The sequence below is a fragment of the Halobium salinum genome, assembly GCF_026586625.1.
Lineage (GTDB): Archaea > Halobacteriota > Halobacteria > Halobacteriales > Haloferacaceae > Halobium > Halobium salinum.
In genome coordinates this window covers 545,797-562,680 of record NZ_JAODIW010000006.1, presented here as the reverse complement: position 1 = coordinate 562,680, position 16,884 = coordinate 545,797, and the positions used below count along the sequence as shown (strand labels likewise).

Here is a 16,884-nt window from a genome sequence, read left to right as displayed (position 1 = left end):
GACGGGGGCCGGCAGCCCTCTCACTCCGACCAGACGAGTTCCAGTGCGAGCTCCGCGGTACAGCCCACGTCGTCGTCGGCTCCGGCGCAGTGACCCGACTCCATCACCTTCATCAGCGTCGTCGGCGTGCCACAGGCGGGACACTCGACCAAGTAGCTTCCGTCCTCCTCGCGAATCTCCTCCGGGGTGAGCTCCATGCGCGCGGCACCGTCGTGGTCTACCATAGTCGACCGTACGCACGGCCAGGGCATAGATTCCGTGGCCAGCGTACGACGGCGCGTCGGCCCCGTTCACCTCCCACCGAGCGCCACCGAGGCGCCGAGCGCGACGAACGTGGCCCCGGCGCCCCAGCGGAGGACGCCGCCGGCGCGGTCGCCACCGACGAGTCGACGCGCCCGGTGTGACGCGAGTGCGACGGCCGAGAGGTAGACCGCCGTCAACAGGGAGTAGAGTCCACCGAGCAGAATCATCCGGGCGGTCGCGTCCGGTCCCGACCCGGCGAACTGCGGGAGGAAAGCGAGGAAGAACAGCGCCACCTTCGGGTTGAGGACGTTGACGGCGACACCGCGGAGGTAGGAGCGGTCGGGGACGTCACCGCCGTCGGGAGCGGGAGCCGCGGCGTCGCTCCCGGCTACGTCGTCTCCGACGGCAACGCCGTCGCCCGTGGCGGCGTCGCCCGCGGCCGGGGTCCCCTCGTCGACGGCCGCGCCCTCCCCTCGGAGCGTCTGCACCCCGAGGTAGACGAGGTAGGCCGCGCCGAGGTACGTGACGAGGGAGTAGGCGACCGGCGCCGCTCGGAGGAGTGCGGCGAGCCCGAGCGCCGCCGCGAGGGTGTGGAGCAACACGCCGGTGGCGACGCCGAGCGCCGACCGAACCCCTCGTGAGCGACTCTGTGCGCCCCGCGCGAGGACGTACAGCGTGTCGGGACCGGGTGCGAGGATGAGCGCGACCGCGGCCCCGAGGTAGACGGCGAGGGTCGCGAGGTCGGGGAGGATTGACACGGGGGGAGGTGGTTCGGCATCGGTGATAAACGTCCGGACGGTGCGGGGCGAGGCGGAACGGTGTGGTGCGGAGCGGAGCGGAGCGGTACGGAGCGGTATCACTCCGTCTCGTGCCGCGAGCGACCGAAGGGAGCGAGCGGACGCGGCGAGCGGGGCGAAGCCCCCGAGCCGCGGTTTTGATCGACCTTTTGCCAGCGAGCGAGGCCGAAGGCCGAGCGAGTGCAGCAAAAGGTCGAGAGGAAGCCTTTACGGGCTCCGTCTCGTACCCTCGCCAAATGGTACTCGACGACCTCGGCTCCTCGCTCCGCGGCACGATGGACAAGCTGCGGGGGAAGTCCCGGCTGTCGAAAGAGGACGTCCAGGAGATCGTCCGCGAGATTCAGCGCTCGCTCCTCCAGGCCGACGTGGAAGTCGCGCTGGTGATGGAGCTCTCGGAGAACATCAAGGAGCGTGCACTGGAGGAGGAGCCGCCGGGGGGCACCACGGCCCGCGACCACATCCTCAAAATCGTCTACGAGGAGATGGTCGAGATCGTCGGGGAGTCGACGGAGATTCCGCTCGAACCCCAGACCATCATGCTCGCCGGCCTGCAGGGGTCGGGGAAGACGACGACCGCCGCGAAGATGGCGTGGTGGTTCTCGAAGAAGGGCCTCCGTCCGGCGGTCATCCAGACCGACACCTTCCGGCCCGGCGCGTACGACCAGGCGAAGCAGATGTGTGAGCGTGCCGAGGTCGACTTCTACGGCGACCCCGACGGCGGCGACCCGGTGCAGATCGCCCGCGAGGGGATGGAGGCCACCGAGGACGCCGACGTGCACATCGTCGACACCGCCGGTCGCCACGCCCTCGAGGCGGACCTCATCGACGAAATCGAGGAGATCGAAGCCGAAGTGAACCCGGACCTGAACCTCCTCGTGCTCGACGCGGCAATCGGACAGGGGGCGAAGGAGCAGGCCCGCGAGTTCGACTCGTCCATCGGCATCGGCGGCGTCGTCATCACGAAACTCGACGGGACCGCGAAGGGTGGCGGCGCCCTCACTGCGGTCAACGAGACCGACTCCTCCATCGCCTTCCTCGGCACCGGCGAGACCGTCCAAGACATCGAGCGCTTCGAGCCCAACGGGTTCATCTCCCGGCTGCTGGGCATGGGCGACCTCAAACAGCTCTCCGAGCGCGTCGAGCGCGCCATGATGGAGCAACAGGAGGCCGGCGAGGACGACTGGGAGCCCGAGGACATCATGAAGGGCCAGTTCACCCTGAAGGACATGAAGCGTCAGATGGACGCCATGAACCGGATGGGGCCGCTGGACCAGATTATGGACATGATTCCGGGCCTCGGCGGCGGACTGATGGACCAACTGCCGGACGACGCGATGGACGTGACCCAGGACCGGATGCGGAAGTTCGAGATTATCATGGACTCCATGACCGACATGGAGATGGAGGAGCCCCGCGCCATCGGCGCCTCGCAGATTCGGCGCATCGCCCGCGGCTCCGGCACCGACGAGGAGACGGTCAAGGAACTGCTCCAGCAGCACAAGATGATGGAGCGCACCCTGAAGCAGTTCAAGGGGATGGGCGACGGCGACATGAAGCGGATGATGAAGAAACTCGAGGGCGAGGGCGGCGGCGGGATGGGCGGGATGGGGCCGTTCGGCGACTGACCCCGCGCCCAGACACGTCCTCGTGTATCCCGGCACGTTTCGCCGCGAGCCGTACCGCTTAATCAGCCGTCGCACGTCGCTGTGGGTACGCCGTGAGCACCCGCCTCAACCCCGACTCGCTTCGCGCCCGGGTCGTGGGCCTCGACGCCCTCCTCCTCACCTCCCTCCTGTGGTTGCTCGCGAAGTTTCTCCGGTACCTGTTCCCGCCGTTGTTCGCGACGCTCCAGGAGAGCTACGGCGTCTCGAACGCGACGGTCGGCGCGGCGTTCACGGGGCTGATGCTCGCCTACGCGGCGATGCAGTTCCCCTCGGGCGCGCTGGCGGACCGGGTCGGCTCGGTCCGCGTCGTCGTCGCCGGGGCGCTCGTCGCCGCCGCCGGGGCCGCCGTCGTCGCCGTCGCCGGCCCGTTCCCGGTGCTGGTCGGCGGGATGTTGCTCGTCGGGCTCGGAACCGGCGCGCACAAGACCGTCGCCATCGGCCTGCTGTCGAAGGTGTATCCGGCCCGCACCGGTCGGGCGCTGGGCGTGCTCGACACGCTCGGCGCCTTCGGTGGGGTGGTCGCTCCGGCGGCGGTGGTCGTCGTCGGAGTCGGGGCAGGAACCGGACTCGTCGCCGCGGCCGGTCTCGGGAGCGTCCTCGGCGGGGTCGCCGCGGGCTACGACTGGCGGTCGGTGTTCCTCGTCGGCGCCGGCGCCGGCGTCCTCCTCGCCGGCCTGTTCGCGTGGCGCGTTCCGGGCCGGGTGGAGGGCGAGGACGAACGCGGTGGCACCGGAACCCTCGCCCTCGGGACGTACGCGCCGTTGTTCCGCGAGCGCCGGTTCCTCCTGTTCGTCCTCGTCACCGTGCTGTTCTCCATCGCGTACAACGGCGCGGTCGCCTTTCTCCCGCTGTACCTCACCCGGGCGGTCGGACTGTCGCCCTCGGTCGCCAACCTCGTCTACGCCGCGCTCTTTCTCGTCAGCCTCGTCCAGACCGTCACCGGCGACCTGAGCGACCGGGTGGGGAAGCTCCCGATGATCGTCGCGACGCTCTCGCTCTCGGCGGCCGGCCTCGGCGCGTCGCTCGTCGTGCGTGACCCCCTCGTCGTCGCCGCCGTCGTGGTCCTCTTCGGGGTGGGGAGCCACGGCTTCCGGCCGGTCCGTGGAGCGTACCTGACGGACGTCATCCCCGACGACGTGGCGGGCGGGACGCTCGGCATCGTCCGGACGCTTCTGATGGGTGCGGGCGCCCTCGCGCCGGCGGTCGTCGGTGTCGTCTCCGACGCGGTCGACTTCGGTGCCGCGTTCTCGCTGCTGTTCGTCGCCATCGCCGGGGCGGCCGCCGTCGCGGCGCTGCTGCTCGTTCGGCCGCGGGAACGGTCGCGACGCGGACCGTCGTCGTAACCCTCGCGCCGTCGCCCGGCTTTTTATCGTCGGCGCGCGACGGAGCCGACGATGGGAGTCAGGGAGGTGCTCGTGGACGCGTATCGGGAGGCGCTGCCCGCCCTCGGTGCGAGCCTGGTCGGGGGGCTCCTGGCCGGCGTCGTCCTCGGCGGGATGCGCGCCGAGTTGCGTGCCCTTCCGGGCCTCCTCGTGCTCGTCCCCGCCCTCCTCGCCACCCGCGGCAACGTGTACAGTAGCCTCGGCGCTCGCATCGCCACGGGGTTGCACCAGGGGCTCGTCGAACCGCGGGTCCGCGGCGGCGACGAGCGGCTCCGCGGGGCGGTTGTCGCGGCCCTGGCGAACGGCGTGCTCGCCAGCCTGTTCGCGTCGGTCGTCGCCTTCGCCGCCCTCTCGGTGCTCGGCGAGCCAGTCGCGCCGCTCCGAGCGCTCGTCGGCGTCGCGCTCGTCGCCGGCCTCCTCTCCGGAACCGCGCTGACGGTGGTCGTCGTCACCGTCGTCTTCGCCGGCTACCGCCGGGGGCGCAACCCGGACACGCTCGTCGGCCCGCTCGTCACCACCACGGGGGACGTGTTCGGAACGCTGTTTCTCCTCGTGGCGGTCCGTACCGTCCTCGCACTCGGCCTCGGCGGGGGTGGGTGAGCGGTGCCGACGGAGTGGACCGTCCGGGCCATCACCAGGGCGATGCTCCCGATTCTGCTCGCGCTGACGATGGTCGAAATCGCGAGCGGCCTCGTGCTCGGCACCTTCGAGGACGTGCTCCTGCAGTACCCCTCCCTGCTCGTGCTGGTCCCGGTGACCATCGGGACGGCGGGCAACCTCGGCAGCATCCTCGCCTCGCGGCTGTCGACGGCGTTTCACCTCGGGACGCTCTCGTTCGACCCCGGGGACGAGGAACTCGTCGGCAACGCGCTCGCGACGGTGGCGCTCGCGATGACGGTGTTCCCCGCCGTCGGCGTCGGTGCGTGGGTCCTGACGGCGGGGCTCGGCGGGACGCAGTTACCCCTCCTGACGGTGTTTCTCGTCGCGCTCGCGAGCGGCGTCTCGCTCGCCGTCCTCGCCGTCGCCGTCGCCCTCGCGGCCACCTACGGCGCCTACCGGTTCGGACTCGACCCCGACGACGTGGTCATCCCCGTCGTGACGAACCTCTGTGACGTACTCGGCGTGCTGGTACTGTTCGCGTCGGTGCGGGTGTTCGTATAGCGTCGGCACCGCTCCCGGCACGGCGTGCGGACCCGACCGCGACCGCCTCGGTTATGCCCCCGGTGGTCGAAGCGGGCGCTATGCACGACACGCTCGCCGAGGAGTTCCGCGAGCAGGGCCGAGGTGTCACCGGCGCCCTACTCGTCCTCGGCGTCTCCGCGGTGTACACCCAGGAGGTGTGGGAGTTCGCCGCTACGCTGCCGACCCGCTATCTCCTCGGGTACGCGGTCGGCGGCCTCGCGCTCGTCTACGTCGTCTCCCGCCACATCGGCTTCCGAGAGGAGCACGAGGACCACCCCCGTCCGTTCGGGCTGGGCCAGCTAACCGACTTCGTCGAAATCGTCGTCCAGAGTCTCGTCGCCAGCTACCTCGTCCTGCTCGTGTTCGGGACGCTCCGACTGTCGGACCCGCCGGTCACGATGGCCCGCATGGGGCTGTTCTACGTGGTGCCCTTCGCCTTCGGCGCCGCGCTCGCGAACACCGTCCTCAGTGAGGAGGGCGGCGGTGACGGGAGCGACAGGAGAGGGACGCACGACGGCAACGGGGACGACGAGACCGAAAGCGGTAGTGCCGAAGACGGCCGCGAGGACGCCGGTGTGAGCGGTTCGGAGACCGATTTCGGTGTCGGCGACGGCGTCGCCCTCGAAGGGGAGTCCGTCGTGCGCCAACTCGGCGTCTACGCCTTCGGAGCGTTCTTCTTCGCGTACCCCATCGCGCCGACCGAGGAGGTCGAGGTTATCGCGACCTCGATGGGGTGGAGTCGGCTGTTGCTCGTGCTCGCGATGAGCCTGCTGACCACGTATCTGGTCCTCTACCTGCTGGAGTTCCGGGGTCAGGGGAAGCGCGAGAAGGGCCACAGCCGCCGCTGGCGGGTCGGAGCGACCTGCGTCGTCTACGTCGTCTGTCTCGTCGTCTCCGCGCTCCTGCTCGCCGGGTTCGGGGCGTTCACCGAACTGCCGGTCTCCGTGCGCGTGAGTCAGACGGTGGTTCTCAGCTTCGCGGCGACGCTCGGCGCCAGCGGCGCCGAGGTGGTGCTCGGATGAGCGGCGAGCGACGGGAGGAGCGCGAGGAGGCCGGGGAGGTCGACGACGGACCCGGTGCCGCACCCACCGTCGAGACCGTCGTCCTCGTGGTCGGGGTCGCCGTCACGCTCCTGCTGTTCGGCTACGTCGGCGCACACGCGCTGGCGACGCCGGACGGCGCGAACCCGACGGCGAGTGTCGTCTCGACGGACGCGAGCGCGGACGGCGTCCGAACGACGGTCGCCCTGTCGAACCCTGGCGACATCGGGCTCTCGTCGGTGACGGTAGACGTCGACTGCGGCGAGACGACGAGACAGTTACAGTTCAGGCACGTTCCGGCGGACGGAACCCGACAGGGGACCGTGGCCTGTCCCGCCGGAAGCGACCCGTCGGTGTCGGTGAGTTCGTGGATAGCGGTGTAGGGGGTTAGAGTCGCGAGGGGCCGACCTGTGCTCGGCGGTCCGGGTTCAACGGCGGTCGTCGCGCGAAGGGTCGACGGGCTTCCCGTCTTTCGTCGGCGGGGCGACGTGGTCGACGAACTCGTCGACCGACGGGTTCCGGACGGTGACGACGACGTCGAGGTCGCCGAGTTCGTCGGGGTTGCCGACGGCGAAGTTGACGACCCCCTTGAACGCCGCCTGTTTCTTCAGGGAGAAGGAGAACGACTCCCCGTCGCTCGAACGCTCGAACTCGCGGCGGGCGGTGTCGAGAATCTCCTGTCGGTGGAGCAGGTCGGAGAAGTGGTCGAGCGAGTGGGTCTCGGCGACGAGGCGGCCGGCCTCGTGGGAGACCTCGGCGTTCGGGAAGAGGTTGCGGACGGCATCGGCGACGCGGTCGGTGACCTCGGTGTCCCGGACCGGAACGACGACCTCCACGTCGATGCTGTAGATCATCGCTCCGCCTCCGGCCGTTCTTCGGCGTCGACGCGCAGTTCGACGGAGTCCTCGCCGTCGAGCGCCTCGGGACCCTCCCGGAGGAGCCTCCGGACCCGGCGGCGGAACGCCTCCAGCGTGTCGACGTTGTCGACGACCACGTCGGCGCGCTCCATCGCGTCGCCCATCCCGAAGCCGAGTTCGCGCTCGTCGCGCGCGTCGAGGCTCTCGCCGCCCTCGTCGGCGCCCTTGTCGCGGCCGCGGCTCTCGACGCGGTCGCGTCGGACCGACGCGGGCGCCTCGATGCTGAGCAGGACGAACTCGTCGCCGAAGGCCGCCTCGAAGCGGTCGAGTTCGACTCCGGAGCGGAGGCCGTCGACGAGCACCGTGTCGTGGTCCGCCAGTCGCTCCCGGACGAGCGGGAGCGAGCGCTCGGCGATGGCGGCGGGGCCGTTCTCCTCGCGCAGCGCCGTCGCGACCTCGCCGTGGGCCTCGGCGGGGTCGAGCCCTCGGTCCCGGCACTCCTGTCGAATCACGTCGCCCATCGTGACGACCGGAATCCCCTCCTCCTCGGCGACGGCCGCGGCTTCGCCCTTCCCACTGCCGGGCAGTCCGACGGTTCCGATGACGGTCATCACGCGTCCTACTCGGGAGCCCCGGTTAAACGCTGTGACTGCCGCCGTCGGGGGCGGAGACGGCGAAGGCAACAGAGGCGTCGACGGTGGCGAAAGGTGGCCGAGCGGCCGAACTGACGGCCCCCACTCGGCGGCATCGCTATCCGCGACGCTCGCCTCTCTCCGGTATGGGAGACCGTTCGCTTCTCGTTCGTGCCCTCTGGTTCGTCCTCGTCGGGTGGTGGGCCACGCCGGCCGTCGTCAACGTCGCGTGGTTGCTCGTCGTGACGGTCGTCTTCGCGCCGGTCGGCATCAAGCTGACCAATCTCGTGCCGACCGTGCTCTCGCTGAAGGAGCCTCGTTCCCGAGCGGCGCCGGAGGCGGCTCGTGGACAGCACTCCCTGCTCGTTAGAGCCGCCTACCTCGTGCTCGTCGGCTGGTGGCTGTCGTGGCTCTGGGCGAACGTCGCCGCCTTCCTCGCGGTGACGGTCGTCGGACTACCGGTCGCCTACTGGATGTTCAACCGGCTCCCGTACGTCACGTCGCTGTACCGTTTCGACGGGTGAACACCGGGTAAGTGGGCGAGTGGCGAGCAGGCGGCGACGGCGGTCGTGAGACGGGGTGCCGCACGCTTCGGACCGGAACTGCCGGTCGACGACCGCCGGAGGCGGCCACGAACCGTCCCACGTCGTGTTCAGTACACGTCCGGTCGTGGTCGCGCCATCCGGGATGAACCCTCGGACGCGACCCGTACGGCTTTTTACCACCCCGCCGTTTGTCGTGACCGAGGGCACGTAGCTCAGTCCGGACAGAGCGTCGGACTTCTAATCCGGTGGTCGTGGGTTCGAATCCCATCGTGCCCGCTCCCTTCAGGAGTCTCACGTGTCAAGCCGATTCGCCCAATTCACGCCATCTGCCTCCCGAGTAAACTTCTATTGAGAGACACATCGAGTAGAACCGAGATAGAGTCCACCCCACCGTAGCGCTGACTCCGCCCCATCTGCCGGTTATCCTACGTCACACCACACAACTCGATAGAGATAGCTACCGCTATCCGGCATTTCGTGCACGAAAGAAGGTGCTACAACCTAACAGCGTCGGCTGGGATGTGGCTGAGGCGGGCGTTCCTCCCAAACATCGCATGCACTTACGGGAAATCAGGCAGTATCGATTACCACAACCAACTACAACAGATTCTGCAGTCAACTCATGTACGGTCTTGCATCTCCCTAAATTCCTCGTGCAGTATATTCCTGTTCCCCCTCCGGAGCAACTGCGAGAAAGCACTATCGGAGATGCCGAATTCTTCTGCGAGTTCGTTGAGAGTTACACGTCTGGGAACGTCGTAATAACCGCGTTCGAGCGCCGCTTGTAGGGCCTCTTGTTGAGGTGTTGTCGCATCTGAGCCACCACCTCGCATCAGGGGCTGCGACAAGCGGGTAACGTCGATACGAATTTCCTCCTCGCGACAACGCTTGTGGAACGCCGAGATAGCGGGTTCGGACGGAAATCGGACGTGAAAGTCCCAATTCTCAGCGTTCCCTTGGAGTGAGGTGATTGCTCCGTCCTCGGCGCGAATCGCCTCGAAGAGCCGGTCACTAACATCTCGCCAAGTAAGCTGGAAGAGTTGGGCATTTCCCTCCGTCAGTAACTCTGTTAGCTCTCCAAGCGGCGTTGAGTCTCCCACGAGCTCGTCCGCGCTTAATTCGGCCTCCGCCTCCACCCAGAGATACGGAACGAACCGACCGTTCGCCGGGACGATGGTCTCAGCCGACGCTTGGGCGTCGGGCGGCAGAGCGAGTGCGCGGCCGAGGAGAGTGGCCTCCGATGCGACTCGAAACGAAAGCATCGTTGATTTCACACATTTACCTCCCATGCAGTATCTTCCATCGAGTCGATATAAATCCGATGGCGAGTATGATGGTCTATAGTAAGATAATGTATGATTCAATGGTTCAGTGGAAGCGTTGTGCTTAAGCTGGTTAGTGGACGGATTTGGTAATAAACGGAGCTCTAGCAAAAGTCAATCTCCGGAGATATCGAAATTTTGTACTGAAAATATTGAACGCAACTCCGATAGTGTATTGAGATTGTGATATCAGCTGATTCAATAGAAGAGGCCAATCCCGAGGACAGCGGTATGTGATATCAGTCCATTAGGTAAGGGTTGAACGGGGAATTACGTCGCAATCAACCATCATACTCCATGATAAGACATTTCGGTGGTGGAGAGGAACTGGCTTAAGTGCCTTCGTAGGGCAGCCGAGACAGCTAATGATAGTGGCAAGAAAGTCTGGGTTGCCCATCGGGAGGAAGAGGGAACTGAGGTCCGCGCCCACCCGGCCCCAATCACCCCATCGCCTCTGACAAGCCTTGTTCCCGGTGAGTCTTCATAGGCAACGTGGAATCCGGGGTTTCCACTCCCCGATGTCCACGTCAGGAGAGAAGTGGTGTGTCAGCTGAGTCGCTCTCCAATCGGTCCGCGCTACGCTTCTCGGTTATCTGGAGGGAAACGCCGACACAGTTCAGCCACAGCCAGGAGCGATTCTCGGAGGAGTTAGCAGGAGCAGAAGCGACCGCTCTGAAGTGCCAGTAACTCGGGGGTGGCCTTGTCTGGCCCTCTGTGGATGGCGTTCCTCCGGATTCTTGGAGAATCACCGAAATCACTCGTCTGACAGCTGGCGTCTGTGCCGTCTAACGTGGATGGTTTCCAGGTCAATTCTAAGACCTCTCTCAGCCTCGCTGGTTCGTTGGAGTATCTCCCGCTGGGGGAAGTATCGGACCTCGAGCCGGTCGAGGGTGTTGATGCCCTGTTCGTCGCAGAAGCGGACGAAGGGGGAGAGTCTGTACTTGTAGGCTTGTACGGTGCTGTCGGTGAGTTCAGTTTTTCTGGAGTTGATGAACCAGTCTTTGGCTTCTTGCGGACTGATGGGTTCGAGCTTGGCATAGTGTTGCCCGGCGGGGGACGATGGTGGGACGATGTGGGTGGTGAGGGCGCGGTGGCGCCGTGAGGCGCTGTTCGAATCCCATCGTGCCCGCTGTCTGCAAACGACAATGAGCAGCAGCGGTGCTCGGGATTCGAAGCAGGGAACAAAGCGGCGACGGCGAGCGGAGTGACTGAGGTTCGAATCCCACCGCGCCCGTCGCACGCTTCGTCCGACAGCCGGGAGTCACCGCCGGACGCTTCATGTCCGAGGCCGGCGTACCGTCGGCCATGACCGACGAACCGGCGGGACCGTGGGTGCTCGCACTGAGCGCGCTGGCCATCGGAAGCGTCGCCCTCGCCGTCGAGCTTCGCCGACAGCTCCGGCGCGAGACGGGTGACGGCGGGCGGGCGGCGGACGGTGAGGAGACCACCGAGTAGAACGGCAACGGGTTGGCCGCGAGTGTCGGTGTGGCGGCGAACCGAGGCGCCGTCGACGGGCCAACGGACTTTTATGTTTCTGACCCGGACTAGCTGCAAGATACATGACTGGGGAGAGACATCCGGAGGCGGCGGTGCCAGTTCGGTGACCGACGTGCACGTCGTTTCGGTCCTTCCCGACGCCCTCCACGCGCGGCTGGTCGACACCCTCCCGTCGGACCGAGGGGTGGCCCTCTCGCGGGCCGACGAGACGGCGGACGTGGCCGAACTGCTCCGAGAGGACCACGCGGGAGACGGAGTGGCCCTCGTCGTCGGCGACGGCGGGGTCGGGCTCGTCGAGACGGTCGGGCGAGCGGCGCCGACGGTCCCGGTGCTCCTCTTCGGGAAGTCCGCGGACGACTCGGCGGTCGTCGCCGCTATCGAGGCGGGGGCGCTCGACTACGTCGACGCGACGACCGAGGGTGCGAATCGGCGACTCGCCGCCCGAGTCCGGCGTGTCCTCGACGGTCGGACTCCGGGGAACGACGGGAGCACGAGCGACGACGGAGCAGTGGGCGCCGGCGACGATAGCGAGCGGGCGGCACAACTCGAGGCCATCGCGGCGGCGGCCTCGGACGTCGTCGTCGGCGTCGACCGGGCAGGGGTCGTCCAGTTCGTCAACCCGGCGGTCGAAGACGTGCTCGGCTACCGACCGGCCGACCTCGTCGGCGAACCGCTGACGCGGCTGATGAGCGACGAGGTCGCCCGACGCCACGAGGCGGGGATGGCCCGCTACCTCGAGACCGGCGAGCGCCGGGTCGACTGGGAGTACGTCGAACTGCCGGGTCGCCACAGCGACGGCCACGAGGTCCCACTGGGCGTCTCCTTCGCCGAGTACGGACACCGCGGGGAGCGTTACTTCGCCGGCGTCGTCCGCGACGTGACGGCACAGCGTCGGCGAACGGACCGGTTGGCGGCGCTCAACCGGGCGATGGAGTCGATGACCGGGGCGGAGACGGCGGCGGAGGTGTGTGAACTCCTCCGAGCGGCCGCGACGGACCCGCTCGGGTGTCGGACGGCGCTCGTAGCGCTGTACGACGCCGAGATCGGCCACCTGCGTCCGGTCGGTGGGAGCCGCGAGGAATCGACGCTCGAGGACGTCCTCTCGGACGGCGGCGCCGACCACGCGTGGACGGCGTTCTCGACGGGCGAGACGCGGCGGTTCGAGAGCGCGCTCGATGGGTCACGACGACGGGTCGCGGGCGGGGAGTCCGGCGACGAGCCGGATACGCTCTCCGTGCTTCCGCTGGGGCGCCACGGGGTCCTGGTCCTCGGCGCCCACACGACGGCGGCGGTCGGTGACGAGGAGACGCATCTGACCGACATCCTCCGGGCGGCGGCGGTGTCCTCGCTCGACCGGGCGGAACGAGAGCGCTCCTTGCGCGAGCAGCGTGACGCGCTCCGTAGCCGGAACGAGCGCCTCGAACGGCTCGAACGGATCAATCGCGTCGTCCGGGCGGTCGTTCGGGGGCTCACCGAGGCGACGTCGCGCGAGGAGGTCGAACGAACCGTCTGCACCCGTCTCGTCGGAGCCGACCTGTATCGGTTCGCGTGGTTCGGCAGGGTAGACGAGGTGACCCAGCGGGTCGAACCGGTCGCCGCGGCGGGCGTCGGCCAGGACTACCTCGACGCGCTCACCGTCAGCGTCGACCCCGACGACGAGCACGGACAGGGACCGACGGGTGTGGCCGCCAGAACCCGCCGCGTCCAGGTACAGGACGACATCCGGGCCGACCCACCGTTCGAGCCGTGGCGGGAGCCCGCCCTCCGACGCGGGTATCGGTCGAGCGCCGCGGTGCCGGTCGTCTACCACGACCGGCTCTACGGCGTGTTGAACCTCTACGCGAGCGAGTCGGAGGCGTTCGACCGCACGGAACGGCAGGTGCTCGCCGAGTTGGGCGAGACCATCGGCTACGCCGTCGGAGCGCTCGAACGTAAGCAGGCGTTCGTCGGGAGGCAGTCGGTCGAACTGGAGTACGAAATCGAGGGGCGCGACGGCCCGCTCCGGACGCTCGTCGACTCCGGGGAGTTCGAGTTCGAGGCGCTCGTCCAGCGGACGGACGGACGCCTCCACCTCTACTTCACGGCCCGGGACGTGGACGTGTCGACCGTCGAGGCGGCCGCCGGGGACTCCCCCGAGGTGACGGCGCTCCGGCACATCACCACGGTCGACGACGGACGGGAACAGCTGTTCGAGTGTACGCTCGGCTACGGCTCGTTCTTCGAGTCGCTGCTCGACCGCGGCGTGGTGGTCCGCGACCTGGTCTCGACGCCCGGACACGCGCGGCTCACCCTCCGAGCCCCCGTCGACGCCGACGTGCGCGGGCTGTCCCGGTCGGTGGCGGGCGCCTACGACGGCGCGGAGCTGGTCGCCCGTCGCGAGCGCGACGACCCGGTGATGACCCGCACCGAGTTCGAGTCGGCGTTCACCGAGCGACTCACCGAGCGTCAGGCCGAGGTGCTTCGGACGGCGTACTTCAGCGGCTTCTTCGAGTGGCCGCGGCGGACGACCGGACAGGAGCTGGCCGACGCTCTCGGCGTGTCACAGCCGACCGTGAACCGCCACATCCGCGCCGGCGAACGCAAGCTCTTCGGCCTCCTGTTCGGCGACGAGGGTGGCGGGGAGTAGCCGTATCGAACGCTCTGACACGGCTGCGAGGGATGATGAGGTTCGTCGACGGCACATCGACCCGAACGCTTACCCGCCGCCGTCGTCGATTCGGAGGTATGTCAGAGACAGACGACACGGGGAGCATCCACGACGAGGAGCGGTCACAGGAGGCCCTCGCGGCGCTGTTCATCGTCGTCGGGGCGGCACTGTTCGTCTTCCCAGAACCGGTGACCTCGGCGGTCGGGGCCGCGCTCGTGCTCGTCGGCGCCGTCGTGTTCCTCGCCGATCGGTTCCTCTGAGCGGCTCTCTTCGTCGAGAGCGGCTCGACCCGGTCGTGTTTAGTTGCGCGACCCACCGAGCAGAGACGGGTAACAACCGGCCGAACAGCCGGTGTTGGGAGGGACTTCGGGAGGGGCCGCGCTCGCGGCCCCTTCCGTGAACTACCGACACAACACGTCTACCGACTCAACCCCTCTCAACTAAACATCGCCGCTCGACCCATCCCGAACGTTTAGGCGTCGCCTGCCGTACGGTCGGGGTATGGACACCCCACGCGGCGACACCGACGACCCCTTCGACACCGGTGTCGACGAGACGACGGCGGACGAGAGCGCGACCGGCGAGGACGGGAGTACGACCGACGACGGCCCCGGCGTCGCGGCGCTGCTGATTCTGGTCGGCGCCGGACTGTTCGTGTTCCCCGAACCGGTCACGTCGTGGGTCGGCGCGACGCTCGTCGTCGTCGGGGCGCTGGCGTGGCTGACGCGGTTCGCGCTCGGCTGAGCGGTCGACGCCGCTGTCGTGTCGACACCGAGTCCGACGACGGCCGGAACCGATTAGTGCCGAACTTCCGAAGCGCGGCGTATGGCACGAGAAATCGGCGGAACGACGATATCGGCGACGACGCTGTTCGTCATCGGACTGGTGCTGTTTCTCTTCCCGGAGCCGGCGACGTCGACGCTCGGGGTGTTCCTGATGGCGCTGGGCGTGTTGCTGTACTTCATGAGCTGGTAGCGGTCAGATGACCCCTCGATGGGGTTTCGGACCGTTTTGTAACGGTCAGAGAATCCACGGAAGGGACCTCACCCATCGCCGGCTGTTCGGCCGGTCGAGGCCCCTTCTGCTCGATGAGACGCTCTGTCGAGAGAGGTCCATCTCCGGAGTGCTCACGTCGAGAGCAGCGCCGCCGCTCCCCGCCGTGAGCGCGAAAGAAGTGAAACCGTGTCGAGTGTGGTCGGTGAGCGGTGCGGTGGTCGGTCGGAGCGGGTGTGAAGGTGGCCTACGGGGCCGACTTCACATTGCGCCGCCCATACCGCCCATGCCGCCCATGCCACCCATGCCGCCGCCCATGCCGCCGCCGGGGGGCATCTCGTCGTCGCCGTCGTCGTCGCCGACCTTGCCGCCCTTCAGGTCGCCCGCGGCGATGACGTCGTCGATGCGGAGGATCATGACGGCCGCCTCGGTGGCGGACTCGATGGCCTGTGTCTTGACGCGGAGGGGCTCCACGACGCCCTCCCCTTCCATGTCGATGACGTCGCCGGTGTAGGCGTCGAGACCGGCGCCGAACTCGCCGCCGTCGTGACGGGAGCGGAGGTCGACGAGGGAGTCGATGGGGTCGAGACCCGCGTTCTCGGCGAGGGTGCGCGGGATGACCTCGAGTGCGTCCGCGAACGCCTCGATGGCGAGCTGCTCGCGGCCGCCGACGGAGTCGGCAAAGTCACGCAGTTCGAGGGCGAGCTCCGTCTCGGGGGCGCCGCCGCCGGGCAGCACCTTCCCGTCGTTGAGCGTCGTGCGCACGACGCCGAGGGAGTCCTCGATGGCGCGCTCGACCTCGTCGACGACGTGCTCGGTGCCGCCGCGGAGGATGAGCGTGACGGACTTGGCCTCCTCGACGTCCTCGACGAAGATGCGCTCGTCGCCGCCGATGTCTTTCTGGGCGACGCTGCCGGCGAAGCCGAGGTCGTCGTCCTCGAGGTCGTCGAGGTTGGAGACGACGCGGGCGCCCGTCGAGCGGGCCAGCCGCTTGAGGTCGCCGCTCTTCGTGCGGCGCACGGCGAGGATACCCTCCTTCGCGAGGTAGTGCTGGGCCATGTCGTCGATGCCGTCGCCGACGAAGACGACGTCGGTGCCGACCGCCTTCAGCTGGTCGACCATCTCCTTGAGCTGCTCCTCCTCCTGGTCGAGGAACTGCTGGAGCTGGTCGGGGTCGGTGACGTTGACCTCGGCGTCGATTTCGGTCTCCTTCACCTCGAGGGCGCCGTCGAACACGGCGACGTTGGCGTCCTCGACCATGTAGGGCATGTTCTCGTCGACGCGCTCCTTGTCGACGATGACGCCCTCGACGAGCTCCGAGTTGTCAATGGAGCCGCCGACGACCTTCTCGACGCTGACGTTGTCGGTGTCGACGCCGTCGTCGTCGCGCACGGCGAGCACGGCGTCGACGACGAGCTCAGCGAGCTTGTCCTTCGCGTTCTCCGCGCCCTTGCCGGTCATCGCCGTGGCGGCGATTTTGACGAGCGTCTCGCGGTCCTCGGCGGAGACGTCGATGGCCTTCTCCTCGAGGAGCTCCTTGGCCTTCTCCGAGGCCTGTCGGTACCCCTGCGCGATGGTCGTCGCGTGGACGTCCGAGTCGATGAGCTCCTCGGCCTGGTCGAGGAGTTCGCCGGCGATGACGACGGCGGTCGTGGTGCCGTCGCCGACCTCGTCCTCCTGGGTCTCGCTGACCTCGACGATCATGTTGGCCGCCGGGTGGTCGATGTCCATCTCCTTCAGGATGGTCACGCCGTCGTTCGTGACGACGACGCCGCCCGAGGAGTCGACGAGCATCTTGTCCATCCCTTTCGGACCGAGTGTGGTCCGAACGGACTCCGCGACGGCCTTGCCGGCCGTGATGTTCATCGACTGCGCGTCACGTCCGGACGTGCGCTGGCTGTCCTCCGAGAGTACGATCATGGGCTGGTTGCCCATACGCTGTCGCTGAGCCATGAGACACGCCAGGATTGTCTGTGGTTCTATAAAAAGCCTTCGGAACGCGTTGAAGAGAATCGCCGCACGGGATGGGGGCGCCGGTCGTGAGACTGTCTCACATCGTCCGCATTCAAGTGTGGTCTCTGGG

The 16,884-nt window shown here is 67.9% G+C and carries 19 protein-coding genes and 1 tRNA gene; 14 read left to right on the top strand and 6 right to left on the bottom strand.

Annotated elements, in window-relative coordinates:
• Positions 1-20 precede the first annotated feature (20 nt).
• Both N5095_RS06195 and N5095_RS06190 read right to left on the bottom strand, forming a co-directional pair.
• Positions 21-224, bottom strand: coding sequence for a hypothetical protein (locus N5095_RS06195; protein WP_267621877.1), 204 nt, complete (start codon positions 222-224; stop codon positions 21-23).
• 66 nt (positions 225-290) lie between these two features.
• Positions 291-1,001, bottom strand: a complete 711-nt coding sequence (locus N5095_RS06190) for a LysE family translocator (protein ID WP_267621876.1) — start codon at positions 999-1,001, stop codon at positions 291-293.
• Between the two features lie 275 nt (positions 1,002-1,276).
• Between N5095_RS06190 and N5095_RS06185 the strand changes: the two genes are divergently transcribed.
• From N5095_RS06185 to N5095_RS06160, 6 genes are all read left to right on the top strand, one after another.
• Entirely contained in the window at positions 1,277-2,665 is a 1,389-nt protein-coding gene (locus N5095_RS06185; RefSeq protein WP_267621875.1) for a signal recognition particle protein Srp54, read from the top strand.
• A 92-nt stretch (positions 2,666-2,757) separates the two neighbouring features.
• On the top strand, positions 2,758-4,047 hold the full coding sequence (locus N5095_RS06180) for an MFS transporter (protein WP_267621874.1): 1,290 nt from the start codon (positions 2,758-2,760) through the stop codon (positions 4,045-4,047).
• A 51-nt stretch (positions 4,048-4,098) separates the two neighbouring features.
• Positions 4,099-4,686, top strand: coding sequence for a magnesium transporter (locus N5095_RS06175; RefSeq protein WP_267621873.1), 588 nt, complete (start codon positions 4,099-4,101; stop codon positions 4,684-4,686).
• Between the two features lie 3 nt (positions 4,687-4,689).
• Complete coding sequence (locus tag N5095_RS06170; protein ID WP_267621872.1) at positions 4,690-5,247, top strand: magnesium transporter; 558 nt, start codon at positions 4,690-4,692, stop codon at positions 5,245-5,247.
• Positions 5,248-5,327: 80 nt separating this feature from the next.
• Entirely contained in the window at positions 5,328-6,290 is a 963-nt protein-coding gene (locus tag N5095_RS06165) for a DUF2391 family protein (protein WP_267621871.1), read from the top strand.
• Positions 6,287-6,691: a hypothetical protein gene (locus tag N5095_RS06160; protein ID WP_267621870.1), complete on the top strand. Its 405-nt coding sequence runs from the start codon at positions 6,287-6,289 to the stop codon at positions 6,689-6,691. The genes N5095_RS06165 and N5095_RS06160 overlap by 4 nt, the downstream gene beginning before the upstream one ends.
• Before the next feature lie 45 nt (positions 6,692-6,736).
• Here N5095_RS06160 and N5095_RS06155 read toward each other — a convergent pair whose 3' ends face one another.
• Both N5095_RS06155 and N5095_RS06150 read right to left on the bottom strand, forming a co-directional pair.
• Positions 6,737-7,162 carry an RNA-binding domain-containing protein gene (locus N5095_RS06155; RefSeq protein WP_267621869.1) on the bottom strand — a complete coding sequence of 142 codons (426 nt, stop codon included), beginning with the start codon at positions 7,160-7,162 and terminating at the stop codon, positions 6,737-6,739.
• Positions 7,159-7,776 (bottom strand): AAA family ATPase, encoded by a 618-nt coding sequence (locus tag N5095_RS06150; RefSeq protein ID WP_267621868.1) that lies wholly within the window; start codon positions 7,774-7,776, stop codon positions 7,159-7,161. The genes N5095_RS06155 and N5095_RS06150 overlap by 4 nt, the downstream gene beginning before the upstream one ends.
• Positions 7,777-7,943: 167 nt before the next feature.
• Here N5095_RS06150 and N5095_RS06145 point away from each other — a divergent pair, with 167 nt between their 5' ends.
• Both N5095_RS06145 and N5095_RS06140 read left to right on the top strand, forming a co-directional pair.
• Positions 7,944-8,321 carry a YccF domain-containing protein gene (locus tag N5095_RS06145; RefSeq protein WP_267621867.1) on the top strand — a complete coding sequence of 126 codons (378 nt, stop codon included), beginning with the start codon at positions 7,944-7,946 and terminating at the stop codon, positions 8,319-8,321.
• Between the two features lie 222 nt (positions 8,322-8,543).
• Positions 8,544-8,618, top strand: a tRNA-Arg gene (locus N5095_RS06140).
• A gap of 344 nt (positions 8,619-8,962) precedes the next feature.
• Here the strand turns inward: N5095_RS06140 and N5095_RS06135 are convergent.
• Complete coding sequence (locus N5095_RS06135) at positions 8,963-9,616, bottom strand: helix-turn-helix domain-containing protein (protein ID WP_267621866.1); 654 nt, start codon at positions 9,614-9,616, stop codon at positions 8,963-8,965.
• Between the two features lie 889 nt (positions 9,617-10,505).
• Here N5095_RS06135 and N5095_RS06130 point away from each other — a divergent pair.
• The 6 genes from N5095_RS06130 (at position 10,506) to N5095_RS06105 (ending at position 14,783) form a co-directional block, all read left to right on the top strand.
• The gene (locus N5095_RS06130) at positions 10,506-10,766 is read left to right on the top strand and encodes a hypothetical protein (RefSeq protein ID WP_267621865.1); all 261 of its coding nucleotides are present in this window, start codon (positions 10,506-10,508) and stop codon (positions 10,764-10,766) included.
• A gap of 203 nt (positions 10,767-10,969) precedes the next feature.
• The gene (locus N5095_RS06125; RefSeq protein WP_267621864.1) at positions 10,970-11,119 is read left to right on the top strand and encodes a hypothetical protein; all 150 of its coding nucleotides are present in this window, start codon (positions 10,970-10,972) and stop codon (positions 11,117-11,119) included.
• A 145-nt stretch (positions 11,120-11,264) separates the two neighbouring features.
• A complete protein-coding gene (locus N5095_RS06120; protein WP_267621863.1) occupies positions 11,265-13,787 on the top strand; it encodes a bacterio-opsin activator domain-containing protein in 2,523 nt (840 codons plus the stop codon).
• A 98-nt stretch (positions 13,788-13,885) separates the two neighbouring features.
• Positions 13,886-14,068 carry a hypothetical protein gene (locus N5095_RS06115; RefSeq protein WP_267621862.1) on the top strand — a complete coding sequence of 61 codons (183 nt, stop codon included), beginning with the start codon at positions 13,886-13,888 and terminating at the stop codon, positions 14,066-14,068.
• 241 nt (positions 14,069-14,309) lie between these two features.
• Positions 14,310-14,552 (top strand): hypothetical protein, encoded by a 243-nt coding sequence (locus N5095_RS06110; RefSeq protein WP_267621861.1) that lies wholly within the window; start codon positions 14,310-14,312, stop codon positions 14,550-14,552.
• A gap of 81 nt (positions 14,553-14,633) precedes the next feature.
• Entirely contained in the window at positions 14,634-14,783 is a 150-nt protein-coding gene (locus N5095_RS06105; protein WP_267621860.1) for a hypothetical protein, read from the top strand.
• 279 nt (positions 14,784-15,062) lie between these two features.
• Here the strand turns inward: N5095_RS06105 and thsA are convergent, their stop codons facing one another.
• Positions 15,063-16,721 (bottom strand): thermosome subunit alpha, encoded by a 1,659-nt coding sequence (thsA, locus tag N5095_RS06100; RefSeq protein ID WP_267623008.1) that lies wholly within the window; start codon positions 16,719-16,721, stop codon positions 15,063-15,065.
• Between the last annotated feature and the right edge of the window lie 163 nt (positions 16,722-16,884).

Bases quoted from the DNA above. Each gene is read 5' to 3' on its own strand.
- N5095_RS06105 (WP_267621860.1), top strand. From the start codon at position 14,634: ATGGCACGAGAAATCGGCGGAACGACGATATCGGCGACGACGCTGTTC.
- N5095_RS06110 (WP_267621861.1), top strand. From the start codon at position 14,310: ATGGACACCCCACGCGGCGACACCGACGACCCCTTCGACACCGGTGTC.
- N5095_RS06195 (WP_267621877.1), bottom strand. From the start codon at position 224: ATGGTAGACCACGACGGTGCCGCGCGCATGGAGCTCACCCCGGAGGAG.
- thsA (WP_267623008.1), bottom strand. From the start codon at position 16,721: ATGATCGTACTCTCGGAGGACAGCCAGCGCACGTCCGGACGTGACGCG.
- N5095_RS06145 (WP_267621867.1), top strand. From the start codon at position 7,944: ATGGGAGACCGTTCGCTTCTCGTTCGTGCCCTCTGGTTCGTCCTCGTC.
- N5095_RS06155 (WP_267621869.1), bottom strand. From the start codon at position 7,162: ATGATCTACAGCATCGACGTGGAGGTCGTCGTTCCGGTCCGGGACACC.
- N5095_RS06125 (WP_267621864.1), top strand. From the start codon at position 10,970: ATGACCGACGAACCGGCGGGACCGTGGGTGCTCGCACTGAGCGCGCTG.
- N5095_RS06185 (WP_267621875.1), top strand. From the start codon at position 1,277: ATGGTACTCGACGACCTCGGCTCCTCGCTCCGCGGCACGATGGACAAG.
- N5095_RS06160 (WP_267621870.1), top strand. From the start codon at position 6,287: ATGAGCGGCGAGCGACGGGAGGAGCGCGAGGAGGCCGGGGAGGTCGAC.
- N5095_RS06165 (WP_267621871.1), top strand. From the start codon at position 5,328: ATGCACGACACGCTCGCCGAGGAGTTCCGCGAGCAGGGCCGAGGTGTC.
- N5095_RS06115 (WP_267621862.1), top strand. From the start codon at position 13,886: ATGTCAGAGACAGACGACACGGGGAGCATCCACGACGAGGAGCGGTCA.
- N5095_RS06175 (WP_267621873.1), top strand. From the start codon at position 4,099: ATGGGAGTCAGGGAGGTGCTCGTGGACGCGTATCGGGAGGCGCTGCCC.
- N5095_RS06150 (WP_267621868.1), bottom strand. From the start codon at position 7,776: ATGACCGTCATCGGAACCGTCGGACTGCCCGGCAGTGGGAAGGGCGAA.